Here is a 24,184-nt window from a genome sequence, read left to right as displayed (position 1 = left end):
CAAATAGACTCATCGTAATGATTTACGAAACACTCGAAATACTGAAAGATCAGGTTTCGGAGTATCTAGAATTGAAACAATCTGAAGCCAATTTAGTAGTGCTTGAGAATGTAGCAAAAATAGATGACCCCGAGATTACTACCATGAACGACAAGATTGTTCTTAGTCTTGTGAATATTGAAGAAGAGATTTCTCTAAAAAATAATCCGAATATTAGAATTAAAAACGGGGAAACGGTCTATAAAAATAAGCCCATTCACCTTAATGTGTATATTCTGTTTTCTGCCAATCGAACCGTTTATACAAGATCAATTACCTCGGTTTCTTATATCCTAGAATTCTTTCAAGGTAAAAATGTATTTACGCAAACTAACACACCTCTAAATCCAACAATTACGACCTTGGATCACATAACCGAATTCAAATTTAACGTCTCTCTCTTTACTCCAACCTTCGAACAATTAAACTATATCTGGGGAACACTTGGTGGTAAATCCCTTCCCAGCATTCTGTATAAGGTAAGCATCGTAAAAGTAGAAAGCGACACCATTACCGATAAAGGAACCCCCATCACACAAATTGAAGCTACTCTTAAAAATAAGACTTTATGAGTTTTAAAATAACATACCGCCCTTTGTTTCATTTAAACCTCTACCACCATTACTTCTTAGATAATGGCACCATAGCTTTCGATAGTGATACAACACTAAAACAAACTCAACTAGAGAAATACGAATTAAACGAGTTTATGCGCATTATTCCTTCTGAAAGGACCCAGCACTTGCTGAACAATCAGAAAATACATCTTAAGCATCACTCACATGGCATCTCACTATTTGCAAAAGCGAAAGAAACTGCTCCCGATTCGGGGATTTACGAGCCCTTTATAGCATTGCTTCAATCTGAAACGCTAGTATTTTTACTGTATACTACCGATCCGCTTTTCGAAAATTATTCAACCATAAAAGCTACTCCAAGCATACCGTTTTATTTTTCAAATCGGAAACCTGCTTCGGAAGCAAACTCATTTCCAACAATAGATATAGAAAATACAACCACTGCGATATCCGGTTTTACAATTTCTGAAACGACTTTTGAAGCTGTTTCTGAAGGGCTTTCCGCCAGTGAAAAGATTGGACTTTTCGGTATTATTTCCCTCCAAATGCAAGCTGATGAAGGCACTAGGAATATCTTGAATGGAAATAACACACTAAAGGTAACCCCGACCGAATTTAAAATTCAACTGAAGAATCGAAGTACAATTTGGAATTACTTACAGGCAACTAGCAATGCACTCCTTCATTCTACAGATCCCACGACCTTGCCGCTTGTTAAGAACGGAATAGTGGGATATACAGATAACGGAACAGAACTTCCGGCAGCCTCCCCCAAACGTCTCATATTCGAAAAGGATGGCGGCGGAACTATAATAAAAACAATTTCAGAAATATATATTAACTAATAATCGAAACTATGGCAACTATGTACAAAACACCCGGAGTTTATGTGGAGGAAATATCTAAGTTCCCTCCCTCTGTCGCTCAGGTAGAAACAGCGATCCCGGCATTTATCGGATACACCGAATTTGCGCTTAAAAAGGGAGCTTCTATTACTGGAGAACCAACACGAATAAGTTCCTTGCTGGAATACGAAACGTATTTCGGAAGTGCAAAACCGGAAACAACCATTGCAGTTACTATCAATGATGTGATTGTAAATGGCACCATAGAACGCACCATTGTTCCGGCACAACCTTCCACTCCCTCCCCTTATATCATGTACTACGCCATGCAATTATATTTTGCGAACGGAGGAGGTCCCTGTTACATTGTCTCGGTAAACAATTACGACACTGGTGGTGCTAACAATGTGCTTTTCGATGACCTTAATGACGGTTTAGATGCGCTTCGGAAAGAAGATGAACCTACACTGCTACTTTTTCCCGATGCTAAAATCCTAGGGGAAGTAGAATTTTACACTTTATATCAGAATGCACTGCTACAATGCAATGACATGCAGGATCGGTTCACGATTATCGACACCCATACCAGTGAAGATGTAGAAGACGACTCTTTCGTATTAAGAGATCGTATTAGTCTTGGCAAAGATTATTTAAAATACGGAGCAGCTTATTACCCGTATTTGGAAACAATCTTAGACTTTCATTACAACGAAACTACTGTTGCCATTACACACAACTCTGAAGATTCTCAAGCACTTGCCGACGAAATTGAAGCTGCTAATTCCGCATTGCTAGATATTCAATCGGTACAGAATGATAGTCCCGCTTTAACTACAGACCTTTCTAATGCAGATATAGCCTTACAGGCAATGACCGCCGGAGATGCACTAACCAATTCCGATTCTATTGTTACGCCACTACAAGCTATTGTAGATGCTTTAAATAATACTGTTACTGCAGCCAACAATGCCGTAACCGCGGGAAATGATGCGGCAACTGCTGCCGATGAAGATGGACCCACAGCAGCTGCCGCAACTGCAGCCGCCGATGCCGTTAATACAGCGATTACCGCAGGTGGACAGCCTCTACCTGACCTCATTACCGCTTTAGAAGGACACATTACAACAATTGAAGGTGCAGGAAATGGAACTGATGTAAAAAATGAATCTACCGCAGCACTTGCTACTGTTGCAGGAATAAATGCCGCTTTACAAAGTGTGATCGATCTCATCGACCCTACACTTATCGATGCCATTGCTGCAGCACAGGGAGTAGACACGAACGGTGCTCTCGACGGAATGATGCTTAGTGCTATTGAAGGAACAGACAGTGCCGCGTATAATGCAATAAAAACTGCTATCAATGCGATGCCTGTGATCATGCCGCCCAGTAGTGCTATGGCGGGTATTTACGCACGGGTAGATAATGACCGAGGTGTATGGAAAGCACCTGCAAATGTGGGCGTTAACTATGTGGTAAAACCTTCTTTAAAAATAACCCATGACGAACAAAAAGACCTCAACGTACATACCACTGGAAAATCGATCAATGCAATTCGATCTTTTACAGGTAAAGGGATTCTCGTTTGGGGCGCACGTACCCTTGCAGGAAATGATAATGAATGGAAATATGTTCCAGTGCGTCGCTTTTTTAATATGGTAGAAGAATCGGTTGAAAAAGCAACAGAACAATTTGTCTTCGAACCCAACGATGCCAACACTTGGGTAAAAGTTCGGGCTATGATCGAAAACTTTTTAACCCTGCAATGGAGAGCCGGTGCGTTAGCCGGAGCAAAACCGAATCAGGCGTTTTATGTGCGCATCGGTTTGGGCGAGACCATGACTGCCGATGATATTCTTAATGGAAACATGATCGTGGAAATAGGAATGGCAGTAGTGCGTCCGGCAGAGTTTATCGTATTGAAATTCTCTCATAAAATGCAGGAAGCATAATTTTTAATGAATTATGAACAGGAATACATCACTAAAATTTGAAACCTTAATACTAACAATTAAAAACACATCACAATGGCAGAAACATATCCATTAGTAAAGTTTCATTTCTCGGTAGAATGGGGAGGAACAAATATAGGATTCACAGAAGTCTCCGGACTTGACGTAGAAACCGAATTGATCGAATACCGCCATGGTGCAAGTCCAGAATACAGCAAAATTAAAATGCCCGGACTTCAAAAATACAGCAACATCACCTTAAAAAGAGGTTCGTTTAAAAATGACAACGAATATTTTCAATGGTGGAATACCGTAAAGTTGAATACCATAGAGCGAAGAGATATTACCATTCAACTTCTTAATGAAGAACACGAACCGGTGATTGTTTGGAAAGTAAAAAATGCATTTCCAATTAAGATCCAATCGACCGATCTAAAAGGGGATGGTAACGAAACAGCCATCGAATCTATGGAAATCGCTCATGAAGGGCTAATTATTCAAAACGGAGATTAATGGCCAATTACTACCCCCCGGTTAGTTTTCATTTCATGGTGGAGTTTACCGGGATTTCATCGCAAGCAACCGATACGCAATTTCAATCTGTTTCTGGACTTTCCGTAGACATAGAAACCGAAGAATTTGCGGAAGGAGGAGAAAACCGATTTAAACACAAGTTTCCGGTACGCACCAAGTTTCCGAATCTGGTTTTAAAAAGAGGGTTGGTAATCGATTCTGAAGTAATTCAATGGTGTCGTGATGCTATTGAAAGTTTTCAGTTTGAACCTACCGACCTTACGGTAAAACTATTAAATGAAGAACACGACCCTCTTATGACTTGGAATGTTGTTCATGCCTATCCAGTAAAATGGACCGTGGAAGATTTTAATGCCGAAGAAAACAAATTAGCCGTTGAGACCATAGAACTCGCCTATAACTATTTCACACTCGTATAACATGCCTATTGAAATTAAAGAACTGAACATAAAAATCAAAGTCAACGACTATGCACAAACCAATGCAACTCCTAATAAGGAATCGGGTGACAAAACTTCAAAATTAATCGAATCGTGTGTGGAACAAGTTATGAGGATCCAACAACGTAAAAACGAACGATAATGAGCAAAGGAGAATTAAAAAAGCTGCGAATCACCGCGTATAAAGATGATAAATTCACCGAAAAAGCGGGAGATGGAGAATTTACATCACTGCTGAATCCGGAGAAATACATTTTTAAATACAAGGTGGAGTATAGTGAAGCGCAAGGACAAGGAACCAGTGCGACGGCACCAAAATTTGTACGTACCGTTCCCGAAGATTTGGACCTTGAATTCTTATTCGATCGTACTGGAGTGCTAAAGGGACAGGATAATAAGAATGGCGACGGAATTATCGACGATATTGAAAAATTTAGACGAGTGGTATTCGACTATGACGGGGACGAACACAAACCTTTTTATGTGATGATTGGGTGGGGAACTTTACTCTTTAAAGGATCGTTGCTTGAAATGTCTATCGAATTTAAACTATTCGCTCCCGACGGCACTCCCCTTCGGGCTGTTGCGAGAGCAAAATTTAAAGGAACTGTTGAAGATGACCTAAGAGTTGCAAAAGAAAATAATAATTCTCCAGACCTTACACATGTTCGTACCGTAATGGAAGGAGATACGCTTCCATTAATGACCTTTAAAATCTATGGAGACTCGAAGTATTATTTACAGGTAGCAGCTGCTAATAAACTAACCAATTTCCGAAGGTTAAAACCCGGACAAAAAATTCATTTTCCACCTATTGAAAAAGTATCTTAATGAACAACTCCAGAACCATAGGGACCTCACAAAGTCCAGACCTTACTACCTTCAATATATTAATTGAAGGAGAAGCACTATCTGCTATATATCAGGTGAAAAATATTATGGTTGAAAAAGAAGTAAATCGAATTCCTTTTGCGCAATTAGTCTTTTTCGATGGGGAAGCTTCGGCACAAGATTTTAACCTAAGCAATGAAGAGCTGCTCATTCCTGGAAAAAAAATTGAAATTACTGCTGGTTATCACAATGACGAGGCATCCATTTTTAAAGGAGTTATTATTAAGCAAAGCATTAAGGTACGGGAGAATACCTCTGTATTATTGGTAGAATGCCGGGATGAAGCTGTAAAAATGACGCTCGGAAGAAAAAGTGGTTATTTTTATGATAGTACCGATAGTGATATTATTGAGCAAATTATTTCTAAAAACGGACTAGAAAGTGACGTAGAAACCACCTCTTTTACACATAATGAATTGGTACAATATCGTGCATCCGACTGGGACTTTATCATGACCCGCGCACAGGCAAATGGAAAAATATGTGTGGTTGAAAATGGAAAACTTGTTGTGTCGAAACCCAATGTAACACAAGAACCTGTTGAAACTGTGGCATTCGGAGCTAGTTTATTGGCGTTCGATGGAGAAATGGACGCGCGTAATCAATACAACACCATTACCTCGTATGGATGGAGTCCTTCGGAAGGAGCGATCGTAGAAACAGAAGCTAACAATCCAAACATCACCCTAAATGGAAACATCAGTACTTCCGATCTGGCGGATGTCTTTGGAATTGAAAATTTAGAATTAAAACACGGAGGTTCGTATGCTACAACGCAGCTTCAAGAATGGAGTGATGCCAAAGCACTATTTCAACAGCTATCTAAAATTCGGGGACGTGTAAAGTTTCAGGGAATTCCTTCGGTAAAACCAAATACAATTTTAAAACTGGAAGGCGTAGGCGATCGCTTTAGCGGAAACATATTTGTAAATGCCGTGCGTCACGAAATTGCCAATGGAAATTGGACGGTCGATGCAGAATTTGGAATGAATCCTACTTGGTTTAGTGAAACCTATGAAATAAATGATCTTCCTGCAGCAGGTTTATTACCCGCTATCAACGGATTGCAAATTGGGGTTGTGTCACAGCTGGAAGAAGATCCCGAAGGAGAAGATCGCATCCTTATCAATATGCCCATTATCAACAAAGACGAGCAAGGAATCTGGGCGCGTGTGGCAAGTTTAGATGCGGGAGCAGATCGGGGTGCTTTTTTTCGCCCGGAAATTGGTGACGAAGTAATCGTTGGTTTTGTAAATGATGATCCTAATCATGCCGTAGTATTAGGAATGCTTCACAGTAGCGTACGCCCATCACCTATTTCGGCTACCGACGACAATCATGAAAAAGGATTTGTCACCCGCAGTGAACTAAAATTTCTGTTCGATGACGAGAAAAAATCGATCACTTTGGAAACGCCTGCAGGAAAGAAAATTGTCATCGATGAAGATGAAGAAAGTATTCTCATTGAAGATGAAAACTCCAATAAAATTACGATCGACAGTGATGGAATTACCCTTGATAGTGGGAAAGATATAAATATAAAAGCAAGTGGAGATATTACTCTAGAAGGAACCAATGTTTCAATTATCGCTAATGCCGAATTTAAAGCAGAAGGAAGCGCTGGAGCCGAAGTTTCTACCAGTGCCATAGCCGTATTAAAAGGATCGTTGGTACAGATAAATTGAGTAGTGAATGGTGAATAATAAGTTGTAAGTGTAAAATTTAAAAAAATGATAAAGATAAATTGAAGAAAAATGTCACACTGAGCTTGTCGAAGTGAGGAAAATAGCGAATGTAAAATGATAAAGGACTAATAAAAAAAATGAAGAAAAAGCCAACTACTTTGACGATGTCACACTGAGCTTGTCGAAGTGAGGTAAAATAGCGAATGTAAAATGATAAAGGACTAATAAAAAAATTGAAGAAAAAGCCAACTACTTTGATGATGTCACACTGAGCTTGTCGAAGTGAGGTAAAATAGCGAATGTAAAATGATAAAGGACTAATAAAAAAAATTGAAGAAAAAGCCAACTACTTTAACGACTTAATACTGAGCCTGTCGAAGTAATGTTGAAATGATTAATGCAAAAAAAAAAATAATACTACTATGCCAGCAGCAGCCAGAGTCACAGATTTTCACGTTTGTCCCATGCTAAATCCGAATGCATCACCGCATGTGGGCGGTCCCATCTTACCTGCTGGTGAACCCACGGTTTTAATTGGGGGAATGCCCGCCGCACGAATGGGAGATATGGCAACCTGCGCGGGACCTCCAGATAGCATTGTGGTTGGGTCATCTAGTGTATTTATTGGTGGAATGCCCGCCGCACGATTAGGAGATGCAACAGCACATGGAGGAAGCATTATGGCAGGAGAATTCACTGTTTTAATAGGAGGATAATATGGATGCAACAGAAACATTTTTAGGAGTCGGTTGGAGTTTTCCTCCACATTTCGATAGCAATACCAACGAGTTGACAATGACAACTGGTGAGGTAGATATTCATAAAAGTCTAGAGATTCTTTTGTCTACTCGTTTGGGAGAACGAATCATGCTTCCCGAATATGGATGCAATCTGGAAGAGTTACTTTTTCAGCCGTTAGACATCACTCTTAAAACATATATCAAAGACCTTATTAAAACTGCGATTCTTTACCATGAACCAAGGATCGACGTCAACAACATAACCCTTGACCCTACCAACGAATTAAATGGAGAAATACGAATTAATATTGAATACCGCATACGAATCACTAATTCCCGATCGAATATGGTATTCCCTTTTTATAAAGTAGAAGGATCTGAATTGTAACAAAATGGCAAAGAATTGTGAACATCCTTTTTTAATACAACATCAAGGTACCGAGCAACAACAACGGTACCGGGCATCGCTTGCGCCAGAAAATCTGAATTTAAACGATTTCGATCTAAAAGACTGGATGCAATTCGCTTACACTTTTGCAAACGAGGTACATTATTTCCATACAACCAACGCAAAAAATCCGCAAGGCAACTGGCAACAATTTTTTATAGAAAACGAAGCCATCGATGCTTTTATTAAAAATCTACAATCTTCGCAAAAAACCACACCACATCTAACGCTTTTTATATGCTTTCTGAAATTACTCGAAACTTCTAAAAGGCGTTTCAATACATTAACGCAACGACATTTAGATTTTTACTACGGAAAAGTGCTTCAGATAGCGAAAAAAGCTCCGATTGAAGATAGTGTTCATCTTATTTTTGAACTCGCTAAAAATACTTCAGAAGCGCGAATTGAAGCAAATACGCTCATCGAAGGCGGAAAAGATTCCGAAGGAAAAAGAATGCAATACCAAACCACCGAAGAACGTATTCTTAATAAAACCGGAATAGGCGCATTAAAAAGTATATACCACCATCGCAATTTAGGAACAGGCCTACAACCCTACAAAAATGGATTGTACGTGGCGCCCATGGTGAACTCTGCAGACGGAATGGGAGCTAAATTTAAAGAAGATCCGTATTGGTTGCCTTTTGGGTATCCATCACCGTATCGACCGGAAACTCCGCTGCCAGCACCTACCATCGGTTTTACCATAGCCGCAGAGGTACTTAACCTGCAAGAAGGAAAACGGACTATTGTTGTTCAATTTGAATTTGAAAAGAACATCACCGCAGCTTTCAACCTCAACAAGCTTATGGAGGCGTTTACGATTACCGCAACGGGAGAAGAAGGTTGGCTGGCATTATATCCTTCAGAAATAGCAACAAATACTGCCACGATTGGTCTTAGTGGAAAGCACCTTACTTTCACATTGGTGGTCGAAAAAACGGAAAAATCCATTGTTCCTTTTCAGAAAAAAATTCACGAAGCCTCGTACTCAACCTCCAAGCCACTACTTCGTTTTCTACTAAACACAACTTCAGAAACGGGATATGCCTTTTATACACAGGTGCTTCAAAAAACAGTAAAAAAAGTAACGGTAAGTGTTGATGTGTCGGAAGCTACTTCTTTAGTTCTTAAAAATGATCTTGGTCCAGTAGCTTCCGACAAACCGTTCCCACCTTTTGGAACGCAGCCTACTAAACATTCGTCATTTTACATCGATTACCCGGAATTGTTTCAAAAACCTTGGAAAAGTTTTCGAATAAAAGCTATTTGGGCAAACACGCCCGCATCATTCGTATCTCATTATTCAGAATATAAAAATGCTTCAAAAAATGCCATTGTTACGACACAAGATTATTTTAAAGCGAAATTACTGCTAGAGCAAAATGGCACCTTTACCGATGTAAAGAATTCCGCAGTTACTGTATTTAAGCCATCCCCTTCTCAGCCAGTTAGCAATACGGTAATTCCTACTGAAAATCCTGCTGAAAATCTTCCACTCTTTTCTTCTACTTCGGAAGGGCATGCAGTAGAATTTAGGATTTCAAAACAGGGAATCACGAAAACTCACGACGGACCATTAAAGGTACGACTGAAGCATTCTTTTTTACACGAAATCTATCCCAAAACATTAACCTTAGCGTTGGTAAAAGACCCGGTAACCACTGTTCCCAACGCTCCGTATTTACCCGTAATTGAATCGATTTCTTTATCCTACCAGGCGAGTGACACTGCTTTTATCGCAGCTTCAGAAAAAAATGAAACGCTTCAATTATTTCATGAACATCCGTTTGGACAAGCCGCAGCTAATGAAACCCTCTTGCCTACCTATTGTTCGGGAGGTGAATTATACATCGGACTTACTGGTACAGAACCGCTTCAACAGGTGACATTTTTATTTAAATTACTAGAAGGAACTGAAAATCCAGACACGCCTCCTTTTACCGCTTCAGAAAAAATTGAGTATGCCATACTAATTCAAAATAAATGGTTTCCATTAGACAGTACCTACCTCATTGGAGATACGACCGATAACTTTTTAAAAACTGGAATTGTAATCATCACTATTCCACCGGAAGCAAACGATGACAATACTTTATTGCCTTCAGGAATGATCTGGTTACGCGCACGAAATGTAAAACAATTTGATTCGATATGCCGATTTCTTGATGTGCATACACAGGTAATAACGGCTTCATTTCTAGATCAAAACAATTCGTTAAACCACCTAAAAACGGGACTTCCGTCCGGAACGATTAGTAAACTTACCGAGCGAAAAGCGAATGTAAAAGGGGTATCACAGCCATATAATTCGTTTGGAGGATCTCCAGAAGAAAGTGATTCGCACTATTATCAACGTGTGAGTGAACGCATTCGCCACCGCGATCGAGCCGTTTCATTATGGGATTATGAGCATCTTATCTTGCAGCATTTTCCAGATATTCATAAAGTAAAATGTTTAAATCATACGCAAGGCAATCGATTTCTTTCGGCCGGTAATGTAAATCTTGTGGTGATTCCCGATATCGTTCATAAAAATGCATTCGATGTATATCAGCCACGCGTAAGTACGGCACAACGCAATGAAATTGAAACTTACATAAATAAGCTGAATTCCTTCTTTGTTACTGCAGCTATAGTGAATCCCGATTATGAAGAAGTAGTTGTTTCACTTGGGGTAAAATTTAATGCCGGTTTCGATGCTAATTATTACACCAAGCAAATTGAAGAAGATATAAAACGGTTTTTGTCTCCGTGGGCTTTTGTAGAAACGGCCGAGCTTAATTTTGGAGTTACATTCCATAAGAGTAATCTTATTTCTTATTTGGAAGAAATGCCGTATGTAGATTATCTAGATTCGGTATGGATCGATCACCGCATTAATGCTACTACCCTGCTTACCGATCAGACAAATATTATTCCGTCGAGCGCCAAAGCCATTTTGGTTTCAGCAAAAAAACATAGTGTTACGGCAATTCTTTCAAGTTGCGGTTCTAAATCAATTAAAAAAGCGACTCAATGTCTACCGTAACTCCATATAGCACCTTGTCGAAAAATACTGCGACGCAAGACGATCTGGACTTCGAATTTCTTCGGAAGAAAGGCATCGAGTACATTGAAGCAATGGGTAGCGATTTATGGTCTGACTATAATTCGCACGATCCGGGAATTACCATTTTAGAAGTATTGTGTTATGCCATTACCGATCTAGGTGCAAGAATTGCATTGCCAATGGAAGACCTGCTAGCAGAAGAAAAAACAATCGATCATCTTAGCAAACAATTTCTTACTGCTGAAAAAGCATTACCCGTTTCACCTGTAAGTCTCTTAGATTACCGAAAGCTATGTATCGATATCGACGGAGTAAAAAATGCTTGGCTCAAAAAACATGAAAAAACAGTTTTTGTGAACTGCAAAGACAACGAACTCTCCTATAAACCTTTTCCCTCGATCGAAAAAGGGTACCGAAAAGAATTTGTAATTAACGGATTATACGATATTCTTATTGAGCTTGATACTTTAAACTCCACTCAATTTAATACCGCAGCAAAGCGGAAAAAAGAAATCAACCGCATTAAAAAAGAGGTTCGAGCAACCTATCACGCACATCGAAACCTTTGTGAAGATTTGGTAGGAATTACCGAAGTTACCGAGCATCCTGTAGCCATTTGTGCTCAAATCGAATTACTGCCTCAAGCCGATGAAGAAAAAGTCCATGCCGAAGTACTACGAGTGGTTGATGAATACCTATCTCCCACTTTGCCTTTTCTTTCCCTAAAACAAATGTTAGATAAAGGGTATACCTCCGATGTTATTTTTAACGGTCCTTTACTTCGGAATGGTTTTATTGAAGAAGAAGCCTTACAGAAATCGGAGCTTCGGAAAGAGATCCGGTTAAGTGATCTTATACAGTTATTACAGGAAATTGAAGGGATCGATGTAATTCGAGACATTACAATCAATAATTGCGATGGTACTGAAACCGCAAAAAAAATATGGAATTTGTGCGTTCCAGCAAACACCAAACCTACTCGCTGCGATAAAAGTTCGTTTAGCTATTACAAAGGATTTCTCCCATTAAATATTAGTAATCAAGAAGTAGCAACCTATCAGCGTATTGCAGATGAAGCACGTGATAAAGCGTTAATTGAAACTGCTCTAGCGAGTAAAAAATTGGAGCTACCAAGAGGGCGGTTTCAGGATGTGGGGAATTACAATAGCATTCAAAACGATTTTCCAGAGGTATACGGAATTGGGGAACTTGGGGTGAAACTTCCAGCATCAGAAGCTACTCGTGCTAAAGTGAAACAATTAAAAGGATATTTACTCTTCTTCGATCAAATATTCGCAACGTATTTCGCACATCTCAATAAAGTAAAAGAATTATTCAGCATACAGGGAACTGCCAGCGAAAGTTATGTAACACAATTGGTGACCGATATTAAAAACGGTGACGAGTTGGTTTCAAATGCCTATTCCGCCAATGAAGATGTTACTAAATTACTTCTTTCAGACCTTGATGATCCCGTGCTACGACGCAATGAAATACTGGATCATTTGTTAGCTCGGTTTGCTGAAAATTTTAGCGAATACGCTTTTTTAATGAAACAGCTATACGGGTCGAATAAAGATGCCGCTGTAATTAGAACAAAAGAATTATTTCTTCAGAGTTACAACATGATTGGTGGCGAACGTCCACGCAGTTTCAATTATTTTGAACAGGAAGCTTCCGCATTGTGGGACACGGGAAATGTTTCAGCGTTCGAAAAACGAATTGCATTGCTTACAGGAAACAAGAATTACTTCCGAAGAAATTTTTCTGACGATCCTTTAGAGATCTATGAAGAAATTGATGATGATGACATTATCGAATACCGCTTTCGTTTCAGAAATGAAGGTGATACCATTTTATCCTCTTCCAGCAAGCACTATCACTCGTTAGCATCCTTATATGCTGAAATTCTTACTGTGAAAAACTACGGAAGGTTTCCCGAAAACTATGAAATTAAGCGCGACAAGAACGGAAAGCACTTTTTTAATCTTACCAATCCGAATGTACCCGACCTAAAAGATGAAGCCCATATTATTGCTCGAAAAATTAAAACCTATACTTCTGAAGCCGAAGCAAAAACCGCCATTAAGGAAGTAGCTGAATTTATACGAACGCTCGACAGCAACGAAGGCATGTATGTCATCGAGCATATTCTATTGCGTCCCGATGTTACGACCATTGGTGCTGCAAAAGAAACCTTTATGCCGATTTGCGCCGAGAATTGTGAAGAAGAAGCTTGCGAGGGTATCGACCCGTATTCGTTTCGAGTTTCGATCGTGCTTCCGGGATGGACAGAGCGCTATTCGAATGTAGATTTTAGAAAATTCATGGAAGATCTTATTCAGAAAGAATTACCGGCACACATTCTTCCAAAGATCTGCTGGATTGGGTATCCTAAAAGTTACGATACCAAAGGAGAGGAAAATGAAATGGTCGAATTGGAAGAAGCCTACAAAGCATGGCTCGAATTAAAAACCAATAAAGGACAAAAACAAGACACAAATGCCTTAAAACGTCTCAACAAAATTGTAAGCACGCTGCACACTATTTACACACAGGGCAAGCTACACAATTGTGAGAACGACGAGGAACAACAAGATATCATTCTAGGCAGAACTAACCTAGGTAAACTTTAAAGCATACTGTTATGAACAAGCTACTGGAAATTACACCGCATTACCGCTCTTTTGTAGACGACCAAGTTTTAACCTCGGGACAGTTAAATGAATTTATCAATTATTTTGAAGATCAAGATCGCTTATCGCGTGTGTGCCTTACAGGCGTAGGTATTGCTTGTGGATTTACTATAGAAATGAACACACAGGAAACTGAAATTAGCATTTCTCAGGGATGCGGAATTACTACAGACGGCGATTTACTGAAGCTTCAGAAGGATATCGAAGATTCTAAAGACAAATCGATCACGCTAGAACAGGTCACCTATTCGCATTTCAGGATTTTTGAAGACGAGAATGCCAATTACGAACATTTTCTTACAGACGGAGATAGCATTCCATTATGGGAGCTTGTTGCAGATGAAAATGCTTCAGGAGAAGGTATCGGTTTACTCTCGAATCTAGAACTTTCAGATAAAGTGGCGCTGTTATATCTCGAAAGCTTTCCGAAGAAATCTACCATTTGCAATACCACCAACTGCGATAATCAAGGGCAACCCAACATTCAAAATCTACGTGTGCTATTAGCAAATAAATCGGATGTTGAAGAAATTGTAAACGGTCACGACAGTATTTACACGAAACATAATGTGTACGAAGCAATGACCAATCTTCCGCAAACTGCAGTACAAAAAGTAGTGCTGCATGCGGGTTTGGGAGGATTAAATAATATTGGTTCGTATGCTGCTATTGCTAACGTATTTAAAACTGCAATTACGACCACGAAAGATAGGTTGCACTCAGCATATTCAGATTTATTTGAAGGTTTTGGGGAGCTTCTTTTTATTCCAAATGGTACTCAAAATACGGTGCTAAATCAGATTGACAATTTAGATGATTCTGAAATTAACTTCGGAATGCAATATCGATATGATCTTGTTCGCGATGTGAGTGATACCTTTAACGAAATTGCCAACTTATTATTAAAACTGAAAACCGAGTGCTGTCCAGATATTGCTGCCTTTCCAAAACATTTATTATTGGGCTGCCTCTCACCTTCTGAAGCATATCCCGAACTACGACACGAATTTTACCATTCTCCCATAAATAACAATTACAATGCCTACCTACAACAAGCAAAAAACCTCATGCAGCGAGTTGCGGTGTTACTCGATAATTTTAATTTGGGAAGTGGAAATAATTCTGATGGTGAAGGAGAAACAGCGCCTCTTTTCGACCCTGCAATTACTCCATCTAAAAGTTGTGGAACTCTAGGTGAAAAAGCGATTCCGTTTTATTATCATGTGAACGATGAGTTACTTAACGTTTGGGATTTCTTTAAAACTGAAAACTACAAACAGCGTTACAACACCAGTTTCCATCGGAATAATTTAGCTCCTAATAGTTGGGTGCAAACGCCTTTACAATTTGAACTTGATTGTCATGATTTCTACCGAATTGAAGGATATCTGGGATTGGAAGGGTTAGAAACAAGAGATCGAATCACAGAAGAACGGGACAGCTTCGGACTCGATTTCGATTGTCGCATCTACGATCTGGAAACCGATGATCAAGCCTTTACAGCTTTTGTACGAGAACACCCATCCATTACGCACAGAGGGGGTGTTCCTAAAGGAGGTACCTTTATTTTAATTACTGAAAATGACACGCTAGTAGCCGATTTTTGTGTTTCCTATAAAGTTGCAACTACCGCCGAAGAGCAGAATTGTTGTTCCCTTATGGAATGTACCTATCCGTGGATTAGTTCTTTAAAATATCTTAATAATCTATCACGAAGCTTGGATGGTACACAAAGTAATAATGTCCCCATGCCCCAGCAATATCGCCTTCAGGTTATAGAATATCGAATTAACCGAGAAAAGCTTATTAATACAACGACAACGATCGAAATTCCATTACGGCAGATTTATTATAGAAGAATGCACGCCATTACCGATGCGCTTAACAAACGTTTTGACAAAGGGCTGGTATTCGATTTTAATGAAAGTCAGAAACGGTTTGTTATTACACGTGCGAAAGACGATACGTTCGTACTAAGATTGCGCGATGTTACACAGGCGAATTCGAATGCAATCTACACCTATAGCAATTCGGGGATGTTCCGAAACAATTTAATTTTTAGACCCGATGCGATGCGATGCAGAGATCTTAAAGGGTACAATCCGTCGTTTTATGAAAAACTTCAAAAACAAATTGCCCCTATTGGGAAAGATGATGATTATGGAGATTATAAAACGAAATGGGCGAGTTGGTATTATTTACGTGATCGACTTATCACCAATAACGACATCGAAGAAATGGGACTTACTCGAATGATTACTAATGTGGAACAACTTCCACAAGAAATTGCCGCTGAAGTACGCGAAATGAAAGCGGCGTTTCGAAATGCGCTTACTTCCGATGTGAACCTCAACTTTCAATTAGATGGAGATTGGGTAAATGGTGTTTGGGTAAATGAAACGATGTTAGACTATGAGCGCCAAAATAGAAGCAACACTCACGATCAAATCGTATTGTTTATTAAACAAAGAAAAGAGCTTCACAACGAAACGGGAGTAACAAAACTATCTGTTTATATCACAGGAACTCCCTACACACCTGAACTCGATGCCGCTATTGAACAATACAACAGTTTAGCAGATTTCTATTTTGGATCTCCAAGGGGTGAGAATGCAATTGCGATATAAGTAGTTAAAGATTAATTATTAAGGAATAATGATTACTAAAATAGTGAAGAAAAAGCGAACAATCTCGATCCTGTCACACTGAGCCTGTCGAAGTGCAATAAAATGAAAAGTACTAATGAATAAGAAATAATAAAATAGTGAGGAAAAAGCCAACTATCTCGATACTGTCACACTGAGCCTGTCGAAGTGCAATAAAGTAAAAAGTATTAATAAATAAGGAATATTAAAATGATGGAAAAAAAGCCAGCTACCTCCATCCTGTCACACGGAGCCTGTCGAAGTGCAATAAAGTAAAAAGTATTAACGAAGAAGGAAGAATAAAATAGTGAGGAAAAAGCCAACTATCTCGATACTGTCACACTGCGCTTGTCGAAGTGCAGTTTAAAAAGAGAAATAACAATGTAAGATGAAAACACTACAACTAAAAAATATAGACAAAAAAAGAAGAGTATCAGTCGGTATAAATGCATTCCGAATGATACTCTTATGGGCTACTGTCTTCTACTTTCTTGTTATTATCTTGTTTTGTTGTTGTAAACCAACTACGCTACTTGACTTTTCACTTGTCTGTTTCTTACTTATTAAACCCAGTAATTCATCTCTGAATCTAAGCTACTAATATACACATAAAAAATTAAAAACCAAATGGTTGCAGCAAAAAATATTATTCATAAAATGACCATCGAAGTGGACACGAATTCTATGAGTTTAGGGCTGCAACTTAAGGATGACCTCCCATCTTTTTTAAAAACACATATCTATCCTGAGCTGGAACATTATTTTAAGACACTCGCTAAAGAAAGTAAGGCACATACGCTACGCTTTTCTACTTTAGAGCTCGACCTTTCAATAAACGCTACAGACGCACTTCGGGATCTACAACCCATCCTATTAAAAAAAGTGAAAGAACAAATTAAATCAAAGATTGCTTCGGAAATACAATTACCATCGCAACACGTTCAGCGCATTTCGGAAGCCGGGAAATTGGCAGATGCATTTCTCTATTTTTTGAAAACAGGCAACTATCCATGGTGGTTTTCAGAAGCTAAAATTTTTACTGAAAAGGAAGTGATACAGATGCTTACTTCGGAAAAGTTTCAAGCACGACTGAAGCAGCTTCTTCAGGATTCAACTCCCAGAAAATGACTTATTTTTCAATTTAACACTCCCCTGCTTCAACATATTTATCAAGGTATTAAATCTCCTCAAGAAAGTAAAAAAGTCTTTTTACATACTTTCCCGAAGTCCTTATTTACGAGCACCGAAAGATCATTGTATTGGGAAATTATGTTCACTTCTTTAGTTAATAATACCCCTACAGAACAAATAATTGAACCATTAACAACCTTATTTGCTACTAAAAAATCTAAAAAGAAAGTGCAGCAAATTATCGGCTTCAGTACGGCTTTAATTGGCTTACAATCAACACATAAATTTTTAAACAAAATGGAAGTGATTTCTGAAACTGCTTCAGAAGAAAAAGAAAATCTTGGGGATATAAAACATCAAAATAAAGAAGAAAAAGAACAGTTGTTTCCAAAACTTTCCGAAGAAAACGCCACAATAGCTCTTGATTCTTTTGCAAATAAACCACAAACAGAACTTACTGAAGAAGGGATGATTGTTCAAAATGCAGGATTGATACTAGTGCATCCATTTTTAAAACCGCTCTTTCAGAAATTAGAATTTTTATCCACTCCTTCCGAAGAAAAAAAAATAAGCATCATCCCCTCGAAAATAGATGAAGCAGTGCACACCTTACATTATCTGGCATGTCGCGAAGAACATGCTTATGAACACGTTTTAAGGTTCGAAAAATACCTGTGTAACGTGCCAAGCGAATTCCCTATAAATAGACACGTAACATTAACCTTAGCGCAGAAAGATGCCTGTGACGAATTGTTAACAGCAGTGCTTACTCATTGGAGAAATTTAAAATCAAATTCGGTTGCTCTTCTTAGAAACGAATTTTTAATGCGAGAGGGAAAATTAAATAAGAATAACGACCAACATCAACTTTATATAGAACGAAAAACGCAAGATATATTAATAGATACCCTTCCATGGACAATCAGTATGAGTAAACTTCCGTGGAATAAGGAACTGCTACATACTACTTGGTAAAATAAAATACTATGAGACGATTAAAAAAGAAAAAACCGAACCCCATAGTTTCGAATGCTTCTGAAACTTCCTTTTTTCCATCGGTACAAACAAAATTAACTGTTGGAAAAACCAACGATGCTCATGAAAAAGAGGCAGATGCTATGGCAAACCGTATTGTTACTAAAAACACCTTAGATGCACCCTCTAGTATCCAGAAAAAAGGGGCTGAAGAGGAAGAGGTACAGTCTAAACCACTACAAATTTCAAAGAAAGCGGCACTCGAAGAAAAAGAACCATCTGTTCAGAAAAAGGAAGGTGAAGAAGAGGAGTCGATTCAGCAAAAAGCTGCGACGGAAGAAGAAGAATCCGTACAAATGAAAGAGAAAACGAAAACCGACTCGTTACAATCACGCCTTAAAAAGAAAAAAGGAAACGGACGATCACTTCCGAAGCAATTAAGGTTAGAAATGAACGAAAGTTTTAATGCAGATTTTAGTTCGGTACGAATTCATACCGATAAAGAAGCAGCTCAACTTTGTGAGGAATTGGGAGCACAAGCTTTTACATATGGCAATGACATTTATTTTAACGAAGGAAAATTCAATGCAAATTCTTCTGAAGGAAAACGATTACTAGCGCACGAACTTACACATACACTGCAACAAGGCGCTGTAAAAAAGAAAGAGGATTAAATAAAAAAATACAATGAGCTCGATACCGTCACACTGAGCGTATCGAAGTGTTGCTGAAGAAATGAGAAAAAGATGAAAGGTGTTAATCTCACAACTCAAAACTAATTAACTAAAAATACAGACTATTGAAGGCATTTGCTACCAGTACTACACAAAAAGGGCATCCCGGTTCGTTGCATCAGCGTCAGGGGAAAGACTCATTTTTTGGTGTTCAGGCAAAGCTTACGGTAGGTAAACCCAATGATCGCTATGAGAAGGAGGCCGATGCTGTAGCAGATAAAGTAGTTGCTAAGCAAGATCAAAATAAGGGTTTCTTCGGAAATAATTCGTTCTTTCCATCTGCAAAAATTCCCTCCGTTCAAAAAGTTCCTTTTGAAGACATTCAGCAAAAACAAGAAACAGAAGAAATACAAGAACAACCCCTCACTGACACTCAAAAAGATCTCGTAGTACAGCGAGTCCCTTTTGAAGATATTCAGAAGAAAGAAACCAACTCCACTCCGTCTCAATCGAATGCACTAGAACACGAACTACAAAGCACAAAAGGTGGTGGATCACCCATGGACTCAACCACAAAAAACACGATGGAATCTGGTTTTGGACGTGATTTTAGCAACGTTCGTTTGCATACCGATTCGAAAGCAGCATCCTTAAGCGATTCGCTAGGGGCGCAGGCTTTCACCCACGGGAATGATATTTATTTTAACCAAGGGAAGCACGATCCGTCTTCAAAAGCAGGACAGCATTTATTGGCACATGAATTAACGCATACGGTTCAACAAGGAGCTTCCGTACAACCAAAACAAATTCAACGTTCCGTAAGTGAAACACCTACTGCCACCCCTACTCCAACTATGGAGACCACGTCGTTACAAAGTGCTACCTTTTCACCTTCCGAAGGTACTGCTACCGCCATAGAAGCAGGTAGAAGTCGCGGAACAGAAATTCCAGTGTCATTTGGTGAATTAGCTACTGGAACTATTGAAGTTAAGAAAAATAGAGATGACACCTACAGTACTCGAAATAACCGCCAATTTATTCCTGTATCGCTTGGATATTTAAGTCCGTTACAAAACCTAAACATTACTCCGGTATTGGTCACTCAAATTGACGCAAATACCATTTCTGGATACCTCACTGTACAAGTGGGCGACCGACTTGTAGCCAATCCGAAAGGTCTTGTAGAAAGTTTAAAAGAGCACAGCAATGAAATGGGCTGGTTGGGAATCGATGTCTCAAGAATTCCAGATGTTGAGAATACCATAGATGGAGGGGCGTTGCGATTGGCTGCAAATTCGATTCCGGTTGAAATTGGTGGTTTTATAAACGGAACATTAGATTTTGGGATAGTAGGAACAAATGTGACTTTTAGGGCTGGCGGTACTATCACTGTTCCAAACCTCGATCCAGCACAGATTACTATTGAAAGAAATGAAGAAGGAGTTTTACGGGGTGAAGCCGACTTAGCAGTAAATATTGCCAATTTTAATGGAAGTATTCATGCTGCGTTTATAAATGGCACCTTAGATATTCGAGGTGTTGTTGGCTATCGAACCGATAAAATGAGTGGAGAAATCACACTCTTGGTCACCGATGCTGCCACAGCAAGAAACGTAGCAATAAGTCAGTTAGAACCATCACTAATAGACGAGAGTGCCCGAGAAGCTAGTGGTATTCCAGAAGCAAACACAGCACCTACTCCAGGACCACGCGCAATGGCTGGGTGGGGAGAAGTTGATTTCAGTTTTACCGAATGGATGACTGGACGGGCTAAAGTAATTATCGACAATGAAGGTCATGTTACAATTCAAGGAGAGGTAACTCCCCCTGCTGAAGTAGAGCTATTTCCGCAACGTGATTACATTCATAATTTATTTACATTAGAGGCAAGAACGCTGTATGGAGTTCCTTTGGTAGGAAATGTATTTCTGTTTGCTAACATTGGAATGGATGCCTTAGCAAAATTAGGACCTGCGAAAATTTATAACATTCGGGCTATAGGTACGTATTCTACAGATCCTGCAATATTTAATGAGTTTAGTTTAGAAGCTACTTTTAACCTTTCGATGTTTGCCGGACTTCGATTACGAGCAGAGGGTGGACTGGGTGTAGAGTTGTTAGGTCACGATGTAAAAGTTGGCGTTGGCGTAAATGCATTAGCAGGAATTCGCGGATATGTGGAAGCCACACCACGAATTGGATATCGGGAAACTGCTAGTCCCGAATCGGGTCGCCAAGGAGAATTTTATATTCAAGGCCACGCCGAAATGGCGGCTCAACCATTTTTAGGATTGGGAGGAGATCTATTTGTGGAACTGGATAGTCCGTGGTGGTCTCCTGCACCAGATGATAAATGGACTTGGCCATTGGGAGAATTAGAATATCCATTACCTGGTGAATTTGGTGTAGGGGCCGATTTCGATTATGTATTGGGATCTAGTGAGCTTCCTGAGATTTCATTTGGAGAGGTAGATTTCAATAAAGATAAATTCATGAGCGACCTTATGAACGATCATGTGCCTCCACCTCAATCTTCGGGTGCGGAACAACAAGGAACGTTTGAGGAAAATTCGACTGGAGAAAGCAGTGAAACCCCGCAACTCACAGATACTGAAGGAAACCCTAATGCCGGTCAACCTGCCCAAGGGCAACAGGAAAATCTTCCCGCAACACCTCCTACTCCAGAGGTTTTGGCACGTTGGGGACGAGGAATGGAAGCCTTGGAACAAGTTGCCGTACGATCTCAAAATGCACCTTTGAGTCAAACTCAGGTTACTTCTGAGCTTACTCTTTTAGAGAGAAGACATCAATTTACATCGCTTACCGCTTCACCCAGAGGTGAAGAATGGAATGTTGATGCGACGATGCCGAATATTTCTAATCGGGATAATCCCATACGATTTAGAGCAATACCTCCTACGAGCGAGGAAGCTGCTTCAGAAGAAAATAACTCTGAACTTCCAGATATTATTGGGATGCAACAACCGGTTCCTGTAGATGGAGGTCATATTTTAAAATTAGAAGGTACCTTACAGCGCGTTGAAATAAATGTTTATAGTGACAAACAAAGTCTGAACAGCCTGTTAAATAACAAACGACAGGAGATTCACGATAATGGAAATGCAGATCCGGAGTACGATGCTAAACAAATTGCCATTACCAGTTTATTTTCTGAAAAACGAACTTTAGGAAGTAACATCGGGGCTTATAAAAGAGCGGTAGATAATGCATACAGTGTGGGCGGTGGAAACACTCCGGTAAGGGAGGCGTACATTTTAGTTCAGGGCAGTCTTGAAATTATATCACAGGATTTACTTATAGTTGGTATCACAGAAGATCATTTTGAAATGCCAGTTTCAAGAGTCCGTTTTGCGCTAGACGGAATGGGGAGAGCTACTACATTACGTGGAGAACCTATCACTCATATTGCCGGGAATACGAGAGGCTCTACTCCTACTCAAGACCCCATTGGCTGGAGTAGCATTCCAGTGACATTGCGATCAAGTGGAGCTTGGGTAAGAGCGCACATGTTGAACCATAGACTGCATGGTCCCGGTACTTCTAATAATTTGTTTCCAGGAACAAGAGATATGAACTTGAGAGATATGGAAAATCAAGTCGAGCATTTTGCTAAGGTTGCTGTTTGGGATGAGAAAAAAATAATCTATTACGATGTGGATGTTCACTACGGAAACAGTGCTCCCAACGAGCATATACCAACTCAAGTTGATATGGAATTTGGTGAATTCGATCCTACTACCAATGCCAGAGGTGCTGCTGAAAAAACAAAATCTTTTACTCAGAATCCTCCGTCCACGGTAACGATTGTTACAATTAATACTGCAACTTCGGGAGCCTTAAATAACAAAGCATTGGCAGAAGGTGGAACCAATGGTACTGGTCTTTCCGGATTCTTTGCTAAATTAGTTCAAGGCAGACCTTCTAATGGCTATACCGATGATTTACACGTGCATGAAATTGTTTCTGAAATTTACCGAGATGAAGGCGCCTTTGAAGCGGCTTACACTAAATTTAGAGCTTTAACCAGTGCAGAAATTTTAAGTTATGATTGATATTAAAACTGTTTTTGAAAAAGAGATGTACTTTAAAGAATTGGGCGGAAGCCGAAAACATGGTGTACAGATAATTATTCCCAAAATGGTCTTAAAGCCGCCACAAAAAATAAGCTTTAGCACAATAGAACATCTTAACGGAATAACAATACCCGATGCCTTAGAATCTGTGTATAATCAAACCAATAACATGGTTATTTTGTGGCATTTAGATAAGAACAATTCTGAAACTATAAAAAAATTTCAAGAAGATCCCTGGATTCTAAAAAATATGATTCCAGAAGGGTATGAATGGTCGGTAATCCATGAATGGTTGAGTGGTTTTATCAATCTTACCCCTTCAGAAGACATCTTTAATTTGGAGTTTCTGAAAAAACAATCCTTCTATTACACCTTACAATCCATGCCCGAAAATGAGGAGGATTTTTTTCCTTTAGACATTACTTGGAACCTTACCGCTTGCCTTCGGAAAGTTAATAATAGCATTGAAGATGAAATCTGGCTTGTAGATTCAGATGCCCAAAAAATTTATTCAATGAACATGACGATTAAAGCTTACCTACAGGAAGCCTATCGCTTAAAATGCATTCATCATTGGCAATTAGCATCGCTCTTTCCGAAGCAATCACTTGCCAGTAAATTAATAGAAAATATGCTGCCAAAATTACTACCCCATATTGCATTTAAAAATCCTATGTTATGAAGGATTTTCATAATGCCCCCTTTACATACTAGGGAAAATCCTTTTTAAAAATCATACTAATAGCTGTATTTTAGACCTTTACA

The 24,184-nt window shown here is 39.2% G+C and carries 16 protein-coding genes and 1 pseudogene; all 17 read left to right on the top strand.

What is annotated here, in order from left to right; all coding sequences use genetic code 11:
• The first annotated feature begins 17 nt into the window (after positions 1 to 17).
• Complete coding sequence (locus tag ULVI_RS09585) at positions 18 to 611, top strand: DUF4255 domain-containing protein (protein WP_068592189.1); 594 nt, start codon at positions 18 to 20, stop codon at positions 609 to 611.
• Complete coding sequence (locus ULVI_RS09580) at positions 608 to 1,462, top strand: hypothetical protein (RefSeq protein WP_068592188.1); 855 nt, start codon at positions 608 to 610, stop codon at positions 1,460 to 1,462. Before ULVI_RS09585 ends, ULVI_RS09580 begins: the two co-directional genes overlap by 4 nt.
• 11 nt (positions 1,463 to 1,473) lie before the next feature.
• Positions 1,474 to 3,414, top strand: a complete 1,941-nt coding sequence (locus ULVI_RS09575; RefSeq protein ID WP_068592186.1) for a phage tail sheath C-terminal domain-containing protein — start codon at positions 1,474 to 1,476, stop codon at positions 3,412 to 3,414.
• A gap of 75 nt (positions 3,415 to 3,489) precedes the next feature.
• Positions 3,490 to 3,927 (top strand): phage tail protein, encoded by a 438-nt coding sequence (locus ULVI_RS09570; protein WP_068592184.1) that lies wholly within the window; start codon positions 3,490 to 3,492, stop codon positions 3,925 to 3,927.
• Positions 3,927 to 4,367, top strand: coding sequence for a phage tail protein (locus ULVI_RS09565; RefSeq protein ID WP_068592182.1), 441 nt, complete (start codon positions 3,927 to 3,929; stop codon positions 4,365 to 4,367). The genes ULVI_RS09570 and ULVI_RS09565 overlap by 1 nt, the downstream gene beginning before the upstream one ends.
• 1 nt (position 4,368) lies before the next feature.
• Positions 4,369 to 4,530, top strand: a complete 162-nt coding sequence (locus ULVI_RS15680; protein WP_241780972.1) for a DUF5908 family protein — start codon at positions 4,369 to 4,371, stop codon at positions 4,528 to 4,530.
• Complete coding sequence (locus tag ULVI_RS09560; RefSeq protein ID WP_068592180.1) at positions 4,530 to 5,219, top strand: CIS tube protein; 690 nt, start codon at positions 4,530 to 4,532, stop codon at positions 5,217 to 5,219. Before ULVI_RS15680 ends, ULVI_RS09560 begins: the two co-directional genes overlap by 1 nt.
• Entirely contained in the window at positions 5,219 to 6,964 is a 1,746-nt protein-coding gene (gene vgrG, locus ULVI_RS09555) for a type VI secretion system tip protein VgrG (RefSeq protein ID WP_068592178.1), read from the top strand. Before ULVI_RS09560 ends, vgrG begins: the two co-directional genes overlap by 1 nt.
• 422 nt (positions 6,965 to 7,386) lie before the next feature.
• Positions 7,387 to 7,680, top strand: a complete 294-nt coding sequence (locus ULVI_RS09550) for a PAAR domain-containing protein (protein WP_068592176.1) — start codon at positions 7,387 to 7,389, stop codon at positions 7,678 to 7,680.
• Between the two features lies 1 nt (position 7,681).
• Positions 7,682 to 8,092 carry a GPW/gp25 family protein gene (locus tag ULVI_RS09545; protein WP_068592174.1) on the top strand — a complete coding sequence of 137 codons (411 nt, stop codon included), beginning with the start codon at positions 7,682 to 7,684 and terminating at the stop codon, positions 8,090 to 8,092.
• Positions 8,093 to 8,096: 4 nt separating this feature from the next.
• On the top strand, positions 8,097 to 11,183 hold the full coding sequence (locus ULVI_RS09540; RefSeq protein WP_068592172.1) for a baseplate J/gp47 family protein: 3,087 nt from the start codon (positions 8,097 to 8,099) through the stop codon (positions 11,181 to 11,183).
• Positions 11,171 to 13,840: a YegP family protein gene (locus ULVI_RS09535; protein ID WP_068592170.1), complete on the top strand. Its 2,670-nt coding sequence runs from the start codon at positions 11,171 to 11,173 to the stop codon at positions 13,838 to 13,840. The genes ULVI_RS09540 and ULVI_RS09535 overlap by 13 nt, the downstream gene beginning before the upstream one ends.
• Positions 13,841 to 13,851: 11 nt before the next feature.
• Positions 13,852 to 16,527 carry a hypothetical protein gene (locus tag ULVI_RS09530; RefSeq protein WP_068592168.1) on the top strand — a complete coding sequence of 892 codons (2,676 nt, stop codon included), beginning with the start codon at positions 13,852 to 13,854 and terminating at the stop codon, positions 16,525 to 16,527.
• A gap of 645 nt (positions 16,528 to 17,172) precedes the next feature.
• Positions 17,173 to 18,651, top strand: a pseudogene (locus ULVI_RS15675) (contractile injection system tape measure protein).
• 11 nt (positions 18,652 to 18,662) lie between these two features.
• A complete protein-coding gene (locus tag ULVI_RS09515; RefSeq protein WP_068592160.1) occupies positions 18,663 to 19,325 on the top strand; it encodes an eCIS core domain-containing protein in 663 nt (220 codons plus the stop codon).
• Between the two features lie 125 nt (positions 19,326 to 19,450).
• A complete protein-coding gene (locus tag ULVI_RS09510) occupies positions 19,451 to 23,398 on the top strand; it encodes an eCIS core domain-containing protein (RefSeq protein ID WP_068592157.1) in 3,948 nt (1,315 codons plus the stop codon).
• Entirely contained in the window at positions 23,391 to 24,101 is a 711-nt protein-coding gene (locus ULVI_RS09505; protein WP_068592155.1) for a hypothetical protein, read from the top strand. Before ULVI_RS09510 ends, ULVI_RS09505 begins: the two co-directional genes overlap by 8 nt.
• The last annotated feature ends 83 nt before the right edge of the window (positions 24,102 to 24,184 follow it).

It is taken from the genome of Cochleicola gelatinilyticus (assembly GCF_001637325.1).
Lineage (GTDB): Bacteria > Bacteroidota > Bacteroidia > Flavobacteriales > Flavobacteriaceae > Cochleicola > Cochleicola gelatinilyticus.
The sequence above is the reverse complement of the archived record's forward strand: the minus strand, read 5'-3'. Positions and strand labels throughout refer to the sequence as shown.